The sequence below is a fragment of the Pectobacterium hainanensis genome, assembly GCF_046237015.1.
In the GTDB taxonomy this organism is placed as follows: Bacteria; Pseudomonadota; Gammaproteobacteria; order Enterobacterales; family Enterobacteriaceae; genus JBJYIN01.
Genome location: NZ_JBJYIN010000014.1, coordinates 20,416 through 37,253 on the forward strand (window position 1 = coordinate 20,416; position 16,838 = coordinate 37,253).

General features: G+C 50.4%; 15 protein-coding genes and 1 pseudogene. 11 read left to right on the top strand and 5 right to left on the bottom strand.

Going from position 1 to position 16,838, the window contains the following annotated elements; genetic code table 11:
* From ACKPVM_RS14445 to ACKPVM_RS14475, 7 genes are all read left to right on the top strand, one after another.
* The gene (locus tag ACKPVM_RS14445; protein ID WP_409310036.1) at positions 1 to 1,098 is read left to right on the top strand and encodes an ABC transporter permease subunit; all 1,098 of its coding nucleotides are present in this window, start codon (positions 1 to 3) and stop codon (positions 1,096 to 1,098) included.
* On the top strand, positions 1,095 to 1,829 hold the full coding sequence (locus ACKPVM_RS14450) for an ABC transporter ATP-binding protein (protein ID WP_409310038.1): 735 nt from the start codon (positions 1,095 to 1,097) through the stop codon (positions 1,827 to 1,829). Before ACKPVM_RS14445 ends, ACKPVM_RS14450 begins: the two co-directional genes overlap by 4 nt.
* Complete coding sequence (locus ACKPVM_RS14455; protein WP_409310040.1) at positions 1,826 to 2,545, top strand: ABC transporter ATP-binding protein; 720 nt, start codon at positions 1,826 to 1,828, stop codon at positions 2,543 to 2,545. Before ACKPVM_RS14450 ends, ACKPVM_RS14455 begins: the two co-directional genes overlap by 4 nt.
* 50 nt (positions 2,546 to 2,595) lie before the next feature.
* A complete protein-coding gene (locus ACKPVM_RS14460) occupies positions 2,596 to 3,585 on the top strand; it encodes an acetamidase/formamidase family protein (RefSeq protein ID WP_409310041.1) in 990 nt (329 codons plus the stop codon).
* A gap of 108 nt (positions 3,586 to 3,693) precedes the next feature.
* Entirely contained in the window at positions 3,694 to 4,860 is a 1,167-nt protein-coding gene (locus ACKPVM_RS14465) for a transporter substrate-binding domain-containing protein (RefSeq protein ID WP_409310042.1), read from the top strand.
* Complete coding sequence (locus ACKPVM_RS14470; protein WP_409310044.1) at positions 4,850 to 5,491, top strand: ANTAR domain-containing response regulator; 642 nt, start codon at positions 4,850 to 4,852, stop codon at positions 5,489 to 5,491. Before ACKPVM_RS14465 ends, ACKPVM_RS14470 begins: the two co-directional genes overlap by 11 nt.
* A gap of 103 nt (positions 5,492 to 5,594) precedes the next feature.
* Positions 5,595 to 7,325 (top strand): nitrilase-related carbon-nitrogen hydrolase, encoded by a 1,731-nt coding sequence (locus ACKPVM_RS14475; protein ID WP_409310197.1) that lies wholly within the window; start codon positions 5,595 to 5,597, stop codon positions 7,323 to 7,325.
* A gap of 169 nt (positions 7,326 to 7,494) precedes the next feature.
* Here ACKPVM_RS14475 and ACKPVM_RS14480 read toward each other — a convergent pair whose 3' ends face one another.
* The 4 genes from ACKPVM_RS14480 to mutS form a co-directional block, all read right to left on the bottom strand.
* Entirely contained in the window at positions 7,495 to 8,262 is a 768-nt protein-coding gene (locus ACKPVM_RS14480; RefSeq protein WP_409310046.1) for an amidohydrolase, read from the bottom strand.
* On the bottom strand, positions 8,250 to 9,407 hold the full coding sequence (locus tag ACKPVM_RS14485) for a pyridoxal phosphate-dependent aminotransferase (protein ID WP_409310048.1): 1,158 nt from the start codon (positions 9,405 to 9,407) through the stop codon (positions 8,250 to 8,252). Before ACKPVM_RS14485 ends, ACKPVM_RS14480 begins: the two co-directional genes overlap by 13 nt.
* A 299-nt stretch (positions 9,408 to 9,706) precedes the next feature.
* Complete coding sequence (yajD, locus tag ACKPVM_RS14490; protein WP_409310050.1) at positions 9,707 to 10,057, bottom strand: HNH nuclease YajD; 351 nt, start codon at positions 10,055 to 10,057, stop codon at positions 9,707 to 9,709.
* A gap of 469 nt (positions 10,058 to 10,526) precedes the next feature.
* Positions 10,527 to 13,091, bottom strand: coding sequence for a DNA mismatch repair protein MutS (gene mutS / locus ACKPVM_RS14495; protein WP_409310052.1), 2,565 nt, complete (start codon positions 13,089 to 13,091; stop codon positions 10,527 to 10,529).
* A gap of 213 nt (positions 13,092 to 13,304) precedes the next feature.
* Here mutS and ACKPVM_RS14500 point away from each other — a divergent pair, with 213 nt between their 5' ends.
* From ACKPVM_RS14500 to ACKPVM_RS14515, 4 genes and pseudogenes are all read left to right on the top strand, one after another.
* Positions 13,305 to 13,622, top strand: a complete 318-nt coding sequence (locus tag ACKPVM_RS14500; RefSeq protein ID WP_409310054.1) for a hypothetical protein — start codon at positions 13,305 to 13,307, stop codon at positions 13,620 to 13,622.
* Positions 13,623 to 13,679: 57 nt separating this feature from the next.
* Positions 13,680 to 14,453 (top strand): type IV toxin-antitoxin system AbiEi family antitoxin domain-containing protein, encoded by a 774-nt coding sequence (locus ACKPVM_RS14505; protein WP_409310056.1) that lies wholly within the window; start codon positions 13,680 to 13,682, stop codon positions 14,451 to 14,453.
* Positions 14,446 to 14,532, top strand: a pseudogene (locus ACKPVM_RS14510) (nucleotidyl transferase AbiEii/AbiGii toxin family protein); the annotation flags it as partial. The gene ACKPVM_RS14505 and the pseudogene ACKPVM_RS14510, both read left to right, overlap by 8 nt.
* 122 nt (positions 14,533 to 14,654) lie before the next feature.
* A complete protein-coding gene (locus ACKPVM_RS14515) occupies positions 14,655 to 15,488 on the top strand; it encodes a nucleotidyl transferase AbiEii/AbiGii toxin family protein (protein ID WP_409310199.1) in 834 nt (277 codons plus the stop codon).
* A gap of 287 nt (positions 15,489 to 15,775) precedes the next feature.
* On the opposite strand, the gene ACKPVM_RS14520 is transcribed toward ACKPVM_RS14515, so the two are convergent.
* Positions 15,776 to 16,789, bottom strand: coding sequence for a VirK/YbjX family protein (locus tag ACKPVM_RS14520; protein ID WP_409310057.1), 1,014 nt, complete (start codon positions 16,787 to 16,789; stop codon positions 15,776 to 15,778).
* Between the last annotated feature and the right edge of the window lie 49 nt (positions 16,790 to 16,838).

Below are 16,838 nucleotides of genomic sequence, written 5' to 3' on the forward strand. Positions count from 1 at the left end.
ATGACGATAACTTCTGTTCCTGTTTCCACCCGTGGCGCACAAAAGCGTGGCCTGAATAACACCACGCGGCTGGCCTGTATCATCATGGTCGTTGCCCTGTTATTGCCTCTGGTGCTTGATAGTGCGTTGGTGGGGGATTTTGCCTATTTCCTGCTGTGGACCTTTTGTGCCATTGGGTTGGCGGCGATGTGGGGGCATGGCGGTATTCTTTCCTTTGGGCAAACGGCCTTCTTCGGGCTGGCAGGTTACACCTATGGTGTCATGACGCTCAATTTTGGCGATGGCGTGTTATCCACGTGGTCTGGCTTACTGTTCGCTCTGTTAATGGCCGCTGCGGTTGCTGCTGCGCTGGGTTACCTGATGTTTTATGGCGGTGTGACGGGCATCTTCATCGGTATCGTGACGCTCTCTTTCACGCTGGTGCTTGAAACGTTCATGTCTCAGACCGCCGGGCCACAATGGGCTATCGGTAGCGCACGCCTCAATGGTTTCAATGGTATGTCCGGCATGCCGCCGCTTTCTCTCCCTGGTCTGGATGGCGAATTATTCCTCCTGGAAGGTAATGCTTTTTACTACCTGATTGTCATTCTGCTGGCCGCCGTTTACTGGGGCGTACGCCGCCTGTTGCGTTCTAATTTCGGCTTAACGCTAGCCTCAATTCGTGAGAACCCCCGTCGGGCTGAAATGCTTGGGATAGACATTCGCCGCTATCAGCTGTTGGTGTTTGTGTTGGGAGGCGTGTTGTCGGGGTTATCCGGTGCGCTTTATACCATCTGGGGCTCTTATATTACGCCGTCTTCCATGGGCTTAACCGCCGCGGCCATGCCCGTTATCTGGGTCGCGACGGCGGGGCGAAAAAATATTTTCGGTACCGTGGTGATGACCGCGCTGATGGTGTGGTTGTCACAGTGGCTGGCGGTGTACGGCAGTGAGTACGCCATGATTTTGCTGGGATTCATTCTGCTGTTTGTTGTTCTGGCTGCACCTAATGGTCTGTTGCCGTGGATGGCGGAAAAAGCCGGTCTCTTGAGCGCCAAATATCATGCCGAACGCGATGCGCTTCAGAAGGGGGTGCAACATAAAGGGGCACAACAATGATCCAAACACATCAGGAATTGATCCTTGAAACCAAGGGACTGAGTAAACGCTTTGGTGGTGCTCAGGTGATTAATCAGGTGGATATGCAGATTCGCCGTGGCGAGGTGCGTTGCGTTATTGGCCCAAACGGCGCGGGGAAAAGCACCTTTTTTAAATTGCTTACGGGGGAACACGCGCCGAGTGGGGGGGAGATCCGTTTCTTTGAGCATCGATTGAATGCGCTTGCCCCCTTCCAGCGTATCCAGATGGGGATGAGCATCAAGTTTCAGATCCCAGGTATTTTCCCCGATCTCACTGTGGAACAACATTTGCAATTGTCACTAAGCCACCTGCGTCCACAGGTTCGGCAGGAGGCCGCCAGCATGGATGAATTGCTGCAACGCTTCAAATTAGGTGATGAAAGACGGCAACTGGCCGGAAATTTATCGCATGGCAAAAAGCAGTGGCTGGAGATTGCGATGGCCATCTCTCTACGCCCTGCGCTGTTGATGCTTGACGAACCTGTCGCAGGGCTATCGGTAGAAGAAACGTACCTCACGGGTGAATTGATCAAAGACATGCAGCAGGACGGTCTGACGCTGATGGTTGTTGAACACGATATGACGTTTGTTCGTCAAATTGCCTCGCGGGTGACCGTGCTCCACGGCGGCAGAGTGTTTGCCGATGGTGAGGCCGCGAAGGTACTGGCTCAGGATGATGTTGCGGATATTTACTTGGGGAAAACCGGATGAACGACGTGTTATTGCAGGTGGAAGGGGTGACCGGCGGTTACGGCGGTGGACAGGTGTTGAACGGTGCCACGTTGCAATTGCATGCCGCCGAAGTGCTGGGATTAATTGGCCGCAATGGCGTCGGCAAAACCACGCTGATGCGTACGCTTATTGGCGCAGTTCCCGTCAGGAGCGGCAGCATTATGTTGGGTGAAATTGATATTACGCAGGCGACATCACAACGTCGTGCCCGATTGGGGATCGGCTATGTTCCGCAGGGGCGAGAGGTGTTTAGTGGGCTAACCGTGGCAGAGAACCTACAGGTTGGTATGCAGTTTGTTCGTGAACACCGTGAATTCGCACAGGATCTTCTGGAGCGGGTACTGGAATATTTCCCTATTTTGCGCCAGCGCCTGAAACAGAAGGCCGGCACGATGAGCGGCGGCGAGCAGCAACAGTTGGCGATTGCCCGTGCGTTGGTCGGATCGCCGAAGGTCTTGCTGCTTGACGAGCCATCAGAAGGCGTACAGCCCTCCATCGTCCATATTATCGCCGACACGCTGGTGCGTATTGCCCGTGAGTTGCGTGTCGCCGTTATTTTGGTCGAGCAGGATATCGCCATGATTCAGCGAGCGGCCCAGCGCTGTTGCGTGATGGATAAAGGCCAGGTGATTGAAACGCTGACGCAACCCCAGCTTTCTGATGACCATTTGATGCGCCGTCATCTGGCGTTGTAATCCGTTATACCAGCCGCTTGGCTGACTCTTTTTTCAGTGGAGAACACATTATGAAATGGCTTGAAGATTCGATCATGCGTAAGCGCGGCGTGGGTGCGGAACGTAAACCCGTGACCCATCACCTGACCGAAGAAATGCAAAAAGAATTTCACTACACCATCGGCCCTTATTCCTCGCCGGTGCTCACCATTGAGCCAGGCGATCGCGTGATCGTCGATACGCGTGATGCGTTTGAAGGTGCGATTAAATCAGAACAGGATGTTCCCAGTGAGCTGCTGAAAATGCCGTTTCTGAATCCGCAGAATGGCCCAATCATGGTCAATGGCGCTGAAAAAGGCGATGTATTGGCGGTGTATATCGAATCCATGCTGCCTCGAGGGGCTAACCCCTATGGTATTTGCGCCATGTTGCCACACTTTGGTGGGCTAACTGGCACCGATCTAACGGCCATGCTCAACGATCCGCTGCCGGAGAAGGTCAGGATGATCAAACTCGACAGTGAGAAAGTGTATTGGAGCCAGCGTCACACGCTGCCTTACAAACCGCATATCGGTACGCTGAGCGTCTCGCCGGAAATCGATTCTATCAATTCACTGACGCCAGATAATCATGGCGGAAACATGGATGTGCCGGACATTGGCCCCGGCAGCATCACCTATTTGCCTGTGCGTTCGCCGGGTGGGCGTTTGTTTATCGGTGATGCCCACGCTTGTCAGGGGGACGGTGAGATCTGTGGGACGGCGGTAGAGTTCAGTTCAATCACCACGATCAAAGTGGATCTGATTAAGCATTGGTCGCTGTCATGGCCCCGGATGGAAAATGCAGAATCCATCATGAGTATTGGCAGCGCTCGTCCTCTGGAAGACGCCACACGTATCGCTTACCGCGATTTGATTTACTGGCTGGTGGATGACTTCGGCTTCGAACAGTGGGATGCCTACATGTTACTCAGTCAATGCGGCAAAGTTCGCCTCGGCAATATGGTCGATCCTAAATATACCGTCGGCGCCATGCTCAACAAAACATTGCTGGCGCAATGATGGCTCGTCCGGACATCTGCGGATGCCGGACGCATCGTTATTGTATTTGACAATAAACAAGAGGGTTTATCCCCCGCGTACCTGCCACTCGAAAGATAAAGGGGTTATATGGGCTCAGCCACACCAGTCAACATCGGTTTGCTTTATTCTTCCAGCGGCGTGACGGCGGCGCTGGAGTTGTCGCAATGGCGCGGCGCAACCCAGGCTATCGCTGAAATTAACCAAAATGGTGGGATTAATGGTCGATTACTCAACGCCATCCATTACGACCCTCAGTCTGAAGATGCCCTGTTTCGCACTTTGGCGGAGCGCTTGATTGTCTCAGACAACGTGAATGTGATTTTCGGTGGTTATACCTCCAGCAGTCGTAAAGCGATGTCACCCGTGGTGGAAAAATATCAGCGCTTGCTGTTTTACTCCCAACTGTATGAAGGCTTTGAATTTTCAGAAAATATTCTCTATGGCGGTGCTGCGCCTAACCAAAACTGTGTTCAGTTGGCTGATTATCTCGCCAGCCATTTTGGGGCGCGGGTTTATATGATTGGTTCACGCTACGTTTACCCTTATGAAAGCAACCGCAATATGCAGGAATTGATCCTGCAATATCCTGATGGTGCCGTGATTGGTGAACGTTATCTGGCGTTGAATGCGTCCTACGAAGCATTTCTGCCAGTCGTGGAGGACATCAAGAAAAAGCAGCCGGACTTTATTTTTAGCACGGTTGTCGGTCAGACCGTCCCGTTTCTGTACCGCGCATACCATGAGGCCGGGCTCGATCCTTCCCGTATGCCAATCGGTAGCTTAAATACGTCGGAAACCGAGATTGCCATGATGGGGGCTGAGCTGGCTGTCGGCCATTACACCTCGACGCCTTATTTCCAAAGTATCAACAGTAAGGCCAATCACATCGCCCTTGAACAATTCCATCGGCAGTTCGGTGCGGATATGAATACGGATATGAATTGGGAGGCGACTTACAGCCAGGTACACCTCTTTGCCAAAGCGATGCAGGAATGCGGTAGCGATCGTATGCGCGATTTATTGCCCGCTTTGCGCGGTAGCGAGTTTGATGCTCCACAGGGACGGATTCGCATCGATCCGCTGAATCAACATACCGGGCTCTACCCGCGCATTGGTCAGGCGAACGCGTCAGGACAATTCACCGTCGTGCGTGAATCACGCCGTATCGTCGCACCGGATCCCTATATGACCAATCAGATTCAGGGAGACTGGGTCACTAAACTGACAAAAGTGGAGTCCCCCCATGCGACATAGCGACCCTCGAACCAGTGCAACCGCCTTACTCCTTAGCAGAGGAATGCGTTGTGTCGTCCTCCATCCTGACGATGCGGATGGCGAAACGTTGACGAATCATCTACGGCGCATGGGGTTTAAGGTACGGGCATATTGGCCAGCGCCTGAAACGCTTCCCGCCGATACCGATTTGATCTTCTTGGCATTGCAATCCGATCGGCCTGAACCGGACGTTCCTTGGCTCGATCTTAACAAGCATGCGTTGATTACCATCAGCAGCTATGAAAACCCCACGTTTATCGATCAGACGTTGAGCATGGGGGCGAGCGCCACCATCACGACACCGGTCAGGGCCTCTGGGTTGCTGTCCACGATGGTGTTTGCCTTACATCATGCCCAGCAGCGTCGACACATGACCGAGCGTATTGAGCGTTTGGAAAAGAAAATGCTTGGTCTGCGTCAGGTGAGTGAAGCCAAAGCGATTTTAATGCGCATGCACAACATCGGTGAGGAACAGGCTTACGAGATCCTGCGTCATCAGGCGATGGATAAGCGAATTACCGTTGAGGAAATGGCCTGCGCATTAATTCAGGCCAACGATATTTTTTCATGGACCACGCCGGGAAGTACCACTCATCGAAAAAGTGGATGAGCGTGTCTGTAACGTCTCCCCCGCCTGCAACCAGCCCGGTTTGTTCCGGGATCATACAGGCTGGAACCAACACCAGAACAACTAACTGTTTGTGAGGATAATGATGCCTATTGCCCCATTTTTAGCTGCTGCCATTCAATTTGAACCCACGCTAGCCGCCAAGGAAAATAACGTTCGTCAACTGTTGGCGATGGTGGAACAGGCTGCCCAACAAGGGGCTAGGCTGATTACCACGCCGGAAATGGCGACAACAGGTTACTGTTGGTATGACCGTCGGGAAATTGCACCCATGGTGGAAACCGTACCGGGTGAAACCACTGAACGTTTCACTGAGTTAGCGCAACGCTATCAATGCTACATCGTCCTCGGTATGCCGGAGGTGGATACCACCACCTCGCTCTATTACAACAGCGCGGTGCTGATTGGGCCGGAAGGGGTGATTGGCTGCCATCGCAAAAGTCATCCTTATATCTCTGAACCAAAATGGGCCGCCGCTGGCGATCTCGGCCATCAGGTATTTGATACCCCGATCGGTCGGATTGGGATGCTGGTCTGTATGGATATTCATTATCCGGAAACCGCGCGACTATTGGCGTTGGGCGGCGCAGATATTATTTGTCACATTAGCAACTGGCTGGCGGAGAGAACGCCCGCACCTTACTGGATTAGCCGTGCGATGGAAAACAGTTGCTATGTGATTGAAAGCAATCGTTGGGGTCTGGAGCGCGGCGTTCAGTTTAGCGGCGGTAGCTGTATTATTGAACCTAACGGTGATATTGCTGCCGTGGTTGATGATGGTGATGGCGTCGCTTTGGCACAGGTGGATATCAGCCGTAGTCGAGAACGTCAGGTTCTCGGGCAGCCGGTTTTCAGTCAGCGTCGTCCTCATGACTATCAAACCCTGCTCAGCGATAGCTTTTTGTGGAATCCACAGGATTTCTTCGGGCTTTACGGGCATCGCCCACTGCCGGAAGGCCGTCAAAGTCATATCAGCGTGGTGCAATACACGTCCGCCGAGCGGGTTGACGATAATCTGGCGCAGATTATTGCCTTGACGGAAAAGGCGGTGAACGAACAGGGCAGCGAGCTATTGGTCTTCCCTGAACGGGCATTAACCGGTAGTGCAACGCCCAGAGATAATGCACAAACGACAGATAGCGCTGCGATACAGCGTTTGACGCGTTTAGCCATGATGCTTCGGGTTCATCTGGTGGTCGGTATGGCCGAACAGGATGGCGACATATTTTATAATTCGCAGATGCTGTTTGGGCCACAGGGGGTTATTGGGTGCTACCGCCAGATGCACTTATCTGAAGCCGATCGGCTATGGGCCACGGCGGGTGATGAATGGGCGACTTTCGATACGTCATTAGGCCGAGTCGGTTTACTGTTGGGTAATGATTTATTGCTGCCGGAAGCGGGACGTATTCTGGCTTTGGAAGGCTGTGATATTCTTGCCTGTTCTGCTGCTTTATTAACAGGATTCACCGGTTCGCATCAGGGCAGTGTGGTGAAGCAACATTACCCGATACCGATGGGGGCCGATCCGTTGCATTGGCATTTCGCACGTACACGTGCTGGCGAAAACAATGTTTATCTGGCCTTTGCCAATGGCGTAAACGACGACAAAGGGGGATTCAGCGGTATTTTTGGCCCGGAAACGTTCCATTTCCCAAGAAATGAACAGGTGTTGTGGCAGGAACAAGCGGTGATCACTCAGCAGATTGATACGCGGCCGATTGCCAATAGTCCTTATCCCACGAACGTGGTACGCAGAAAAGATCTGGTCGCTATGCGCTTACCTCATCATTACACGCCGTTGATTGTTGGTTAGTGTTCTCTGGCTTCTTATCGCGTCAGGCGAACCGGACGAGGCGCAATATGCGTCTCGTCCGTGAGGATGTCAGTGTTGCGTAGTTGAACCATTTGCATCGTCCAATTTATTTGCATTGTCCAATTATTTGCGTAGCTCAACCATCGCACATCTTTTATCGCTACCGTTTTTACAATGAAAAACGGTCCGCATCACGCCATGCGGGGAAGGACTCCCGGTAGCTTTGCAGCGCCTCTAATGATAGCTCAGCGTCCAGACAGGTCGGTTGATTGGGCGGGGCAGAAGCAAGGATGTCGCCTTGCGCATTAATGATCAGACTGTCGCCACGGTAGCTATGGCCGTTACCGTCGGAGCCGATGCGGTTACAACCAGCAATGTAGGCCTGGTTTTCAATCGCGCGGGCTGCCAGCAGCGTTTGCCAATGTGCTGAACGTGGTGCTGGCCAGTTAGCCACGTACAGAGCCAGGTCATAATCCTGGCGGTTACGTGACCATACCGGAAAGCGCAGGTCATAGCAGATCAGTGGACAAATACGCCAGCCGCGCCATTCAAGGATCAGACGTTCGGTTCCTGCGTGATAATGCTGATGCTCATCCGCCATACGGAACAGATGTCGCTTATCATACTGATAAACCTCTCCCAGAGGGTTAACGAGCAGGAAACGGTTTACCGCGCCTTTCGGTGTCTGAACCGCAACGCTGCCGCCAATCAGCGCATTGGTTTTCTGCGCCCATTGATGTAGCCACTTCTCTACCACCCCTTGCTCCAGACTGCTCTTTGCAGCATCCATCGCGAAACCGGTGGTAAACATCTCGGGCAACACGATCAGGTCACGCCCCATGAGGTTTGCCAATAGCGTATCAAAATGTTCCAGATTAGCTGGGCCATCCAGCCAAACTAAGGGTTGTTGCAGTACTGAAATCTTTAAAGTCGACATAAACGCTCCGCCGCTGAATCTAATGTAGCTTCCTGTTTGGCAAAGCATAGCCGAATTAATTTATGTGGAAATGGATCGGCGCAGAATACGGAGAGCGGAATAGCGGCGACGCCCACATGTTCGGTCAACCAATGGCAAAAGCTGATGTCATCCATATCGGCGATCGCACGGTAATCGGCTAGCAGGAAATAAGTGCCCTCGCAGGGCAGAATGTTAAAACGACTACCTGATAACGCATTAACGAAACGATCGCGACGGGTACGGTAAAAGTCTGGTAGTTCACGCCAATGCTGCGGCTGTTCGCGTAGCATATCGGCAATGGCAAACTGTGCTGGCGTATTGACAGAAAATGTCAGGTATTGATGAACTTTTCGGATCTCCGCACTGAGTGCCGCTGGTGCGATACAGTAGCCAACTTTCCAGCCTGTCATATGAAACGTTTTACCAAATGATGACACCGCAATGGCTCGCTGACGTAAATCGGGATGGGCCAAAACGCTGGCGTGGCCTTCAGGGGCGAAGCAGATATGTTCGTAGACTTCATCGCTTAATACGTAAATATCATGTTTGGCAATGGCCTGCCAAAGCTGTTGGAAATCCGCTTGTTGCCAGACGGTTGCCGATGGATTGTGCGGTGTGTTCAGGATGACCAATCGGGTTTTTTCGCTAACTAACGCATTGAATTCAGACCAATCTACGCGAAACGCTGGTGGCTGCAATGCCAGTCGCTTCAGCTTGCCGCCAGCCAATATCACGGCAGGAGCATAGCTGTCATAGCTGGGATCAAAACAGATAACTTCATCGCCGGGACGTACCAGTGCTGTAATCGCGGCGAACAGTGCTTCTGTTGCCCCGGCGGTTATCGTTACGTCAGTCTCTGCATCAGGTTTCCAGCCATATTGCTCAGCGGTTTTCTCCGCAATAATGGCTCGTAGCGGTGCTACGCCAGTCATAGGGGCATATTGATTTGCTCCCCGACTGACGTGATAGGCCAGTCGCTGTTGCAAATAATCGGGCCCATTAAAGTCAGGGAAACCCTGAGACAAATTAATGGCCTGATGTTGCTGAGCCAGCGCACTCATCTGCGTGAAAATGGTGGTGCCTAAGGACGGTAGTTTACTTTCTGGAATGGGGGTGGCATTCATGGCGGAGTAAAGCTCCTGCATACCTGTAGTACTTGGTAATGAAGTACCTGATCATGTCGTATCTGACAATATAGCAGGGTGCCAATATTTGGCAATCAAGATGCCTGGATGTTTAAACGTCTAAAAGTTGTGTGCCAGGCTGCTATTAAATGCACCTTTAACGCATTCTAACATTCTGAATAATAAGGTTTGGATGATGGGGAGGGAAGAGTGCCTCGGTTTGCGCAACAAACTCCGCCAAATACCCGAGCTGGCAGGTATTGGCGGATATCTGGGGAGAAAAGAAGCGATTTGACGCGTTATTTCTTCCCTTTCTCCAGCATGGCTTTGAGATCGGCAAAAGGGTTGTGCGTAGCAAGACCGACATCTTTCTGCGCATCGTCGCCAGCGATCACGGTAGAACCGTAGATATCGGCATCCGTATATTTTGAGTGTTCGTGGTCGTGGCAATACAGGCACAACATTTCCCAGTTGCTACCGTCTTCCGGGTTATTGCTGTGGTCATGATCGATATGGTGCACGGTAAGTTCACGCAGATTGGAATAAACGAATTCGCGCGAGCAGCGACCGCAGACCCACGGAAAGAGTTTGAGGGCTTTTTCACGATAGCCACTTTCCAGTTTTGCGTAATTTTTGGGGATATATGCCATTAGCGTAGAATCTGTCGTGTAGAGGAAACGGTCATTTTAACGCGGTTGGCCCGCAGTATATACCCAAAATAATTCAAGTTTCAGGACAAAAACGACAAGGCGTTTTTGAACAGCGCTTGCGCTGACCCCAAAGGGGTGAGGCCATAAGGCCGAATAACGCGGCAAGTGAGGGACAAATTCGTCGGGAACGAATTTGACCAGCCAACGGCTGGCCTCCGGTGAGAGACAGGATGTCTCTCATTTAATCCCGATGAGCTTACTTGAGTAAGTGATTCGGGTGACAAATCTGCTGGGAGCAGATTTGAACGCTGCTTGCAGCGGCCCCAACGGGGCGAGGCTCATGGATGAGCCGAGTAACGAACGCAGCCAACGCACAGGCAACTTGAAGTATGACGGGTATAAATGAATATGAGAAAAAGCCGTCATCTTGGGGATAACGGCGCACCTCAACGTATAACTCGCTAAAAAATCACAGCATTTTCTTCAACTGATACAGCCAGTCCAGAGCCTGACGCGGTGTTAACGTATCAGGGTCAATGGATTCCAACGTTTCTAACGCTGGGGATGGTTCATCATTCCCTAATAAGGCAAGTTGCGCGCCATCAATGTGGCTGGCTGAGGCATTGTTGGAGAGCGTCTCCAGTTCTTTGAGCTTTTGTCGAGCTCGTTTAATGACATCCTTTGGCACGCCGGCTAATGCGGCGACGGCTAAACCATAGCTTTTACTGGCGGCACCATCCTGAACGCTATGCATAAATGCGATCGTATCGCCGTGTTCGCGCGCGTCCAGATGCACATTGACGACCCCTTCCATTTTCTCTGGCAGGTTGGTGAGCTCGAAATAGTGTGTCGCGAAGAGCGTCATCGCTTTGATACGATTGGCTAGATTTTCGGCACAGGCCCAGGCCAAAGATAAGCCGTCATAGGTCGATGTGCCTCGACCAATTTCGTCCATCAATACTAGGCTATTTTCCGTCGCGTTATGCAGAATATTGGCGGTTTCCGTCATTTCAACCATAAATGTTGAACGGCCAGATGCCAGATCGTCAGCCGCGCCCACGCGGGTAAAGATACGATCTACGGGGCCAATGACCGCTTGATCGGCGGGAACGAAGCAGCCAATGTGGGCCATTAACACGATTAACGCCGCCTGACGCATATAGGTGCTCTTTCCGCCCATGTTCGGGCCCGTCACAATGAGCATGCGGCGCTGTGGGGAAAGCGAAAGCGGATTTGAAATAAAGGGTTCGCTGAGAACCTGTTCTACCACCGGGTGACGCCCCCCGACAATTTTGATGCCGGGTTTGTCGCTAAGGGTTGGGCATACGTAGTTCAGCGTATCAGCCCGTTCTGCCAGATTTGATAAGACATCTAATTCGGCGAGTGCGGCGGCACTTTGCTGAAGTTCTGCCAAATGGGGGAGCAATAGATCGAACAGCTCATCGTAAAGTGCTTTTTCTAATGCCAGCGCTTTACCTTTAGACGTCAGCACCTTGTCTTCATATTCTTTTAATTCTGGAATGATGTAGCGTTCGGCATTTTTTAATGTCTGACGGCGGACATAATGTATTGGCACCAGATGGCTTTGCCCGCGGCTGACCTGAATATAATAACCGTGTACGCCATTAAACCCGACTTTGAGCGTGTCTAACCCCAATTTTTCGCGTTCGCGGATTTCAAGCTTATCCAGATAATCACTGGCCCCGTCAGCCAAGGCCCGCCATTCATCCAGTTCGGCGTTATAGCCTGGCGCAATGACACCGCCGTCACGAACCAATACCGGTGGTGTTTCAACGACGGCGCGTTCGAGGAGATCTTGTAACGCATCGAATTGCCCAATTTGGTTCGTTAATTGATGGATAGCGTCAGCTTCCAGTGGTGCTAGCTGGGCGCGAATATCGGGGAACTGCTGGAAAGCATGGCGCATACGCGCCAGATCGCGGGGGCGAGCGGTACGCAGCGCCAGACGTGCCAGAATACGTTCCAGATCGCCGACCTGACGTAAGGTTGGCTGCAAGTCGGGAGCGATAGGCTGTAGTGCGGTGATAGCCAACTGACGCTGAGTGAGCGCGGCAATGTCCCGGCTGGGCATATGGATCCAACGTTTCAACATCCGGCTACCCATCGGGGTTACCGTACAGTCGAGTACCGCTGCCAGTGTGTTTTCCGCACCTCCAGACAAATTCTGCGTCAGTTCCAGATTACGCCGCGTGGCGGCATCCATAATGATGCCATCCTGCTGACGTTCCATCGTAATACCACGGATATGTGGCAGAGAGGTGCGTTGCGTATCTTTGGCATATTGCAGCAGACAACCTGCCGCACGCAGGGCAAGCTTAGCCTGCTCAACGCCAAACCCCGTGAGATCGCGAGTACCAAATTGCAGGTTGAGTTGCTGGCGAGCCGTGTCCAGTTCAAATTCCCACAGTGGTCGGCGGCGCAGACCATGACGATGTTCGATCAGCGTCATGGATTCAAACGTTTCGGGGTAGAGGAGTTCGGCTGGATTAGTGCGTTGTAGTTCAGCAACCATGGTTTCCTGGTCAGTGGGTTCTGTCACCCGAAAACGGCCCGAGCTGATATCTAACGTGGCATAACCAAATCCGCGCCCATCTTGCCAAATCGCGGCGAGTAAATTGTCCTGTTTTTCTTGCAACAATGCTTCATCACTAATCGTGCCGGGTGTCACGATGCGGACGACTTTACGTTCTACGGGACCTTTGCTGGTTGCCGGATCGCCGATTTGTTCGCAAATTGCGACGGATTCGCCGAGTTGCACCAGTTTGGCCAGATAGTTCTCGACGGCATGATGCGGTACTCCAGCCATAGGAATGGGCTCACCGGCAGAGGCCCCGCGTTTGGTCAGCGAGATATCCAGCAGTTGGGAAGCTCGCTTCGCATCATCATAAAATAATTCGTAGAAGTCCCCCATACGGTAAAACAGTAGAATTTCAGGATGCTGTGACTTCAGTTTGAAATACTGCTGCATCATGGGAGTATGGCTGGAAAGGTCCTTGTCGATAGACTCATTCATATTGATTTTACTCGGTTTTTACTCTATCTGTTAGTTCAGGTGGCCGCTGATAAAACCGTCAAAACCCCACCTAAACCCATAAATTTGTATACCAGAACAGATGCGGTATACACCCTGTCTGGCGGATATACAGTAGGACTGCATCGATGAACAGGACACTCAATTATCCTTTTTAAATCAATCAACTATCTATTGATATGACGGCGGTACTCGATGCAAAAGGGCGTATCATCCCTGTTCCTGGCTCAGGTCGAAAAACGTTATCTTATCATCGATAACCACCGTGATTCACCCGTAGGCTTCGGTGTAAAAACCAGCGCTGCGAAAAAACGGCATCATCCAACGACAAGTGGATTTTGGACAACGAGCGGGAAAGCACCACTGGACGTTATCAGAGCCACGATGGGAAATGTATCTGATTTTGCCAATATCGATCAGGCACGCGAAACGGCTCGCAACTTTGATCCTACCCACCATATATGGTCAAGTCATATCCTGTACTGTAGTTGGACTGATTTCGCTCACTATTGACATATCACTCACTCGATAGTTTATTATTTATTTTTTTGTTAAACCAAGGGTGAATATATGTCATCAAAACTAAACTGGCTTTTGCAGAACACTGCACCGGGCTCCTTGGTATTACAGTCTTGGCTGACAAAAAATGGTATTAGCCCTTCTTTAGCCAACAAGTATATGCACAGTGACTGGTTGCAAAAGCTACGTGCTGGGGTCTACGTGCGGAGTGGGCGTGAAGCTCAGTGGAGTGATGCCGTCCTATGCTTGCAAAATCAGCTTGGGATTTCTGTTCATCTGGCAGGGCTTACTAGCCTGACTTATCAGGGGCGATCTCATTATCTTCACTTAAAGCACCAGATAATTTGGCTCTGTGTAGAAGATAAAGCTTCCCTGCCAAAGTGGTTCAAAGAATTTCCCAATGTCGAGTGGCTTTTACTTTCTAATCAGAAGCTCAATATGAATGACGAAAAGTATCTGACAGAGATCGAAATTAAAGGGGAGCGGTTGAAAGCGAGTGTGCCGGAACTAGCGGCTTACGAGATTGCTGATGTTGTCCCAAGATCGCTTTCATTTGAGCACGCTGCTGAGTTGTTTCAGGGACTGGTAAGCCTGAGTCCGCGTAAAGTTGACGTGTTATTGCAATCCAGTCGAGCAGTGCAAACTAACCGCCTTTATTTGTTTCTGGCCGATTACTATGAACATGCATGGCTCAAGCGAATAGATAACGCTAACGTTGAGTTAGGGGCTGGAAAACGGCAGATCGTATCTGGTGGCAAGCTGGATCAAAAATATCAGATCACTGTTCCAGATCGTTTTGTTAGCAAAGGGATCTCACATGGATAAGCAATCACCTTATTATCGGCAGGTTGCGATGCTGCTCAGCGCATTACCTGTCGTGGCATCAGAGCGATGCTTTGCACTATACCCGTCATACTTCAAGTTGCCTGTGCGTTGGCTACGTTCAGTCACCCGAATCACTTACTCAAGTAAGCTCATCGGGATTCCTTCGCTTGCCGCCTTCCTGAAACTTGAATTATTTAGGGTATAAAAGGTGGAACGGCCATAAACTTGTTTGTTCGTGATTTTCCGCGTTTATCGGTAGATATCGATTTGGCTTACGTTCCGCTGGAGAGCAGAGATGTGGCGTTGCCAAATGTTCGGGCTGCTTTGACGCGTATTGCTGAAATACTGCAACAACGGGCTGGTATTTCGGCGGTACTACAAACGAATAATCCTGATGAAATGCGCATTGTTGTTTCTTCTCAGGGGGCGCAGATAAAGATAGAAGTTTCGCCTGTTGCTCGAGGGACGCTTTATCCCCCAGAAGAACGTGATGTTGTTGAAGCGGTAGAGGACGAGTTCGGCTTTGCTACTATTCAGGTTGTATCGCTTGCCGATCTCTATGGCGGAAAGCTTTGCGCTGCATTGGATAGGCAACATCCCCGTGATTTTTATGACGTCAAAATGTTACTCGAAACGCAAGGCATTGATCGCCACATTTTTAATGGTTTCATCACCTATCTGCTGGGACACCCGCGCCCATTATCAAAGGTACTCAATCCCCGCTGGAAAGATATTTCTCAACCATACGAAAATGAATTTAACGGGATGACATTCAATGCGGTCTCTCTGGAAGAACTTAATGCTGTGCCTGAATTAATGATTTCTGCTCTCAAAGCACAATTCACACAGCAGGATTATGATTTTCTGATGTCTTTCAAGCGTGGTGAACCAGACTGGAGTCTCGCTCCTGAAGATCAGATTCAGCATCTACCAGCGGTTAGGTGGAAGTTGCAAAATATTGGGTGCATACCAGAAGATAAGCATATTCAGGCGCTAGCGAAGCTTGAGGGGATTCTTGCCGAGTGGATAAATTAGTTTAGTTTTTTATCTGCACAGTTACCCTTGGTGTCACTATGATGTATTTAATAAACCCCACCTAAATACATAAATCTGTATACCAGATCAGATGCGGTATACACCCTGTCTGGCTGATATACAGTAGGACTGCATCGATGAAAATGACACTCAATCAGTCTTTTATAATCAATAAGTTATCTATTGATATGACGGCTGTGTTCGATACAAAAGGGCGTATCATCCCTGTACGCTGGGGGCAACCACTTGGAGACGCGGTGAAAGAAACAATGACAAATCTGACGCTACTAACCGAGTGTGGTATGTAATCTTGGGGCCAGGTCAGTCTGAGGCATGTCAAAACTAGCCTCATTTTCAGCGATGACCACGACAGGGGTTTTTACCGTTTCCAGAGTATGCTTTATTTGATAAGACAGATTATCGAGCAATTGATTACGGCGTTGGTACTGCGCACGTTTACGGCTGGGTAAATCTTCCAGATCTTTGCGTAAAATTACTGCGGGAATCTTGTACAGGCCCGGCCCATGTGGAGTCGCGTTGAGTGACAGCCAAAATTCGCTATAGCTGGAGAATCGCACTTTACATTTTCGCTTTCTATAACGCACATGCTGATAGACATGACTTTCATCGCCGACTGCGAGAATGTTATCGATCTTCATCAGGTCGGCCAGCGTCAGTAGACACTCCAATAAGAGGCGTTTGGGAAATAACCCAAAACAGGCTTTGGATGCATGTTTGATCATTTCTCGTGTCTTATCGTTACCTTTGCCCTGTAAACCGCCAATAACGATAGTTGGCGATCCTTCATAATGAATGATGGAAAAAGTGAGCGTAGCGAGTGCGGTGCCATTATAGTAAAAAAACAATGTTGTCTCGCCTTCCTTGTCATAACGTGATATCCCGCTAACCAATGAAATATGCTCATCGCTTTTTCCGAACCATTGCGCCAACTCGCCATGTTCCTGACGGAGAAGAGCTTGTTGTAAAAGCGGTTTATTGAGTCCATCAACAAAACGATAATGCGCACAGATAGCGGCGGCACGTTCAGCGGTGTGTAAAGAAGCGAACAGGTAAGGCCGATGAATTTTGGTTGGCAAGACGGGCTGATGTTTGACCGATTTTCGTAGGGACGGAATGTCTAACAGCATACGAATATAGTTCAGGGTCGTCATCGGCGAAAATAATGATCGAAAAAGAAATTTTGCTCTTATTTTATATTTTACCCAAATTTTTTGGGATAAAAAATTACCGGTTAATAGCTCACAGTAAAGTGATAACACTTTTCTATTTATCATTTTCATTACCTCCAATCTGTTTCTTTTTATATTGAGATTGGAATTATATTGATGG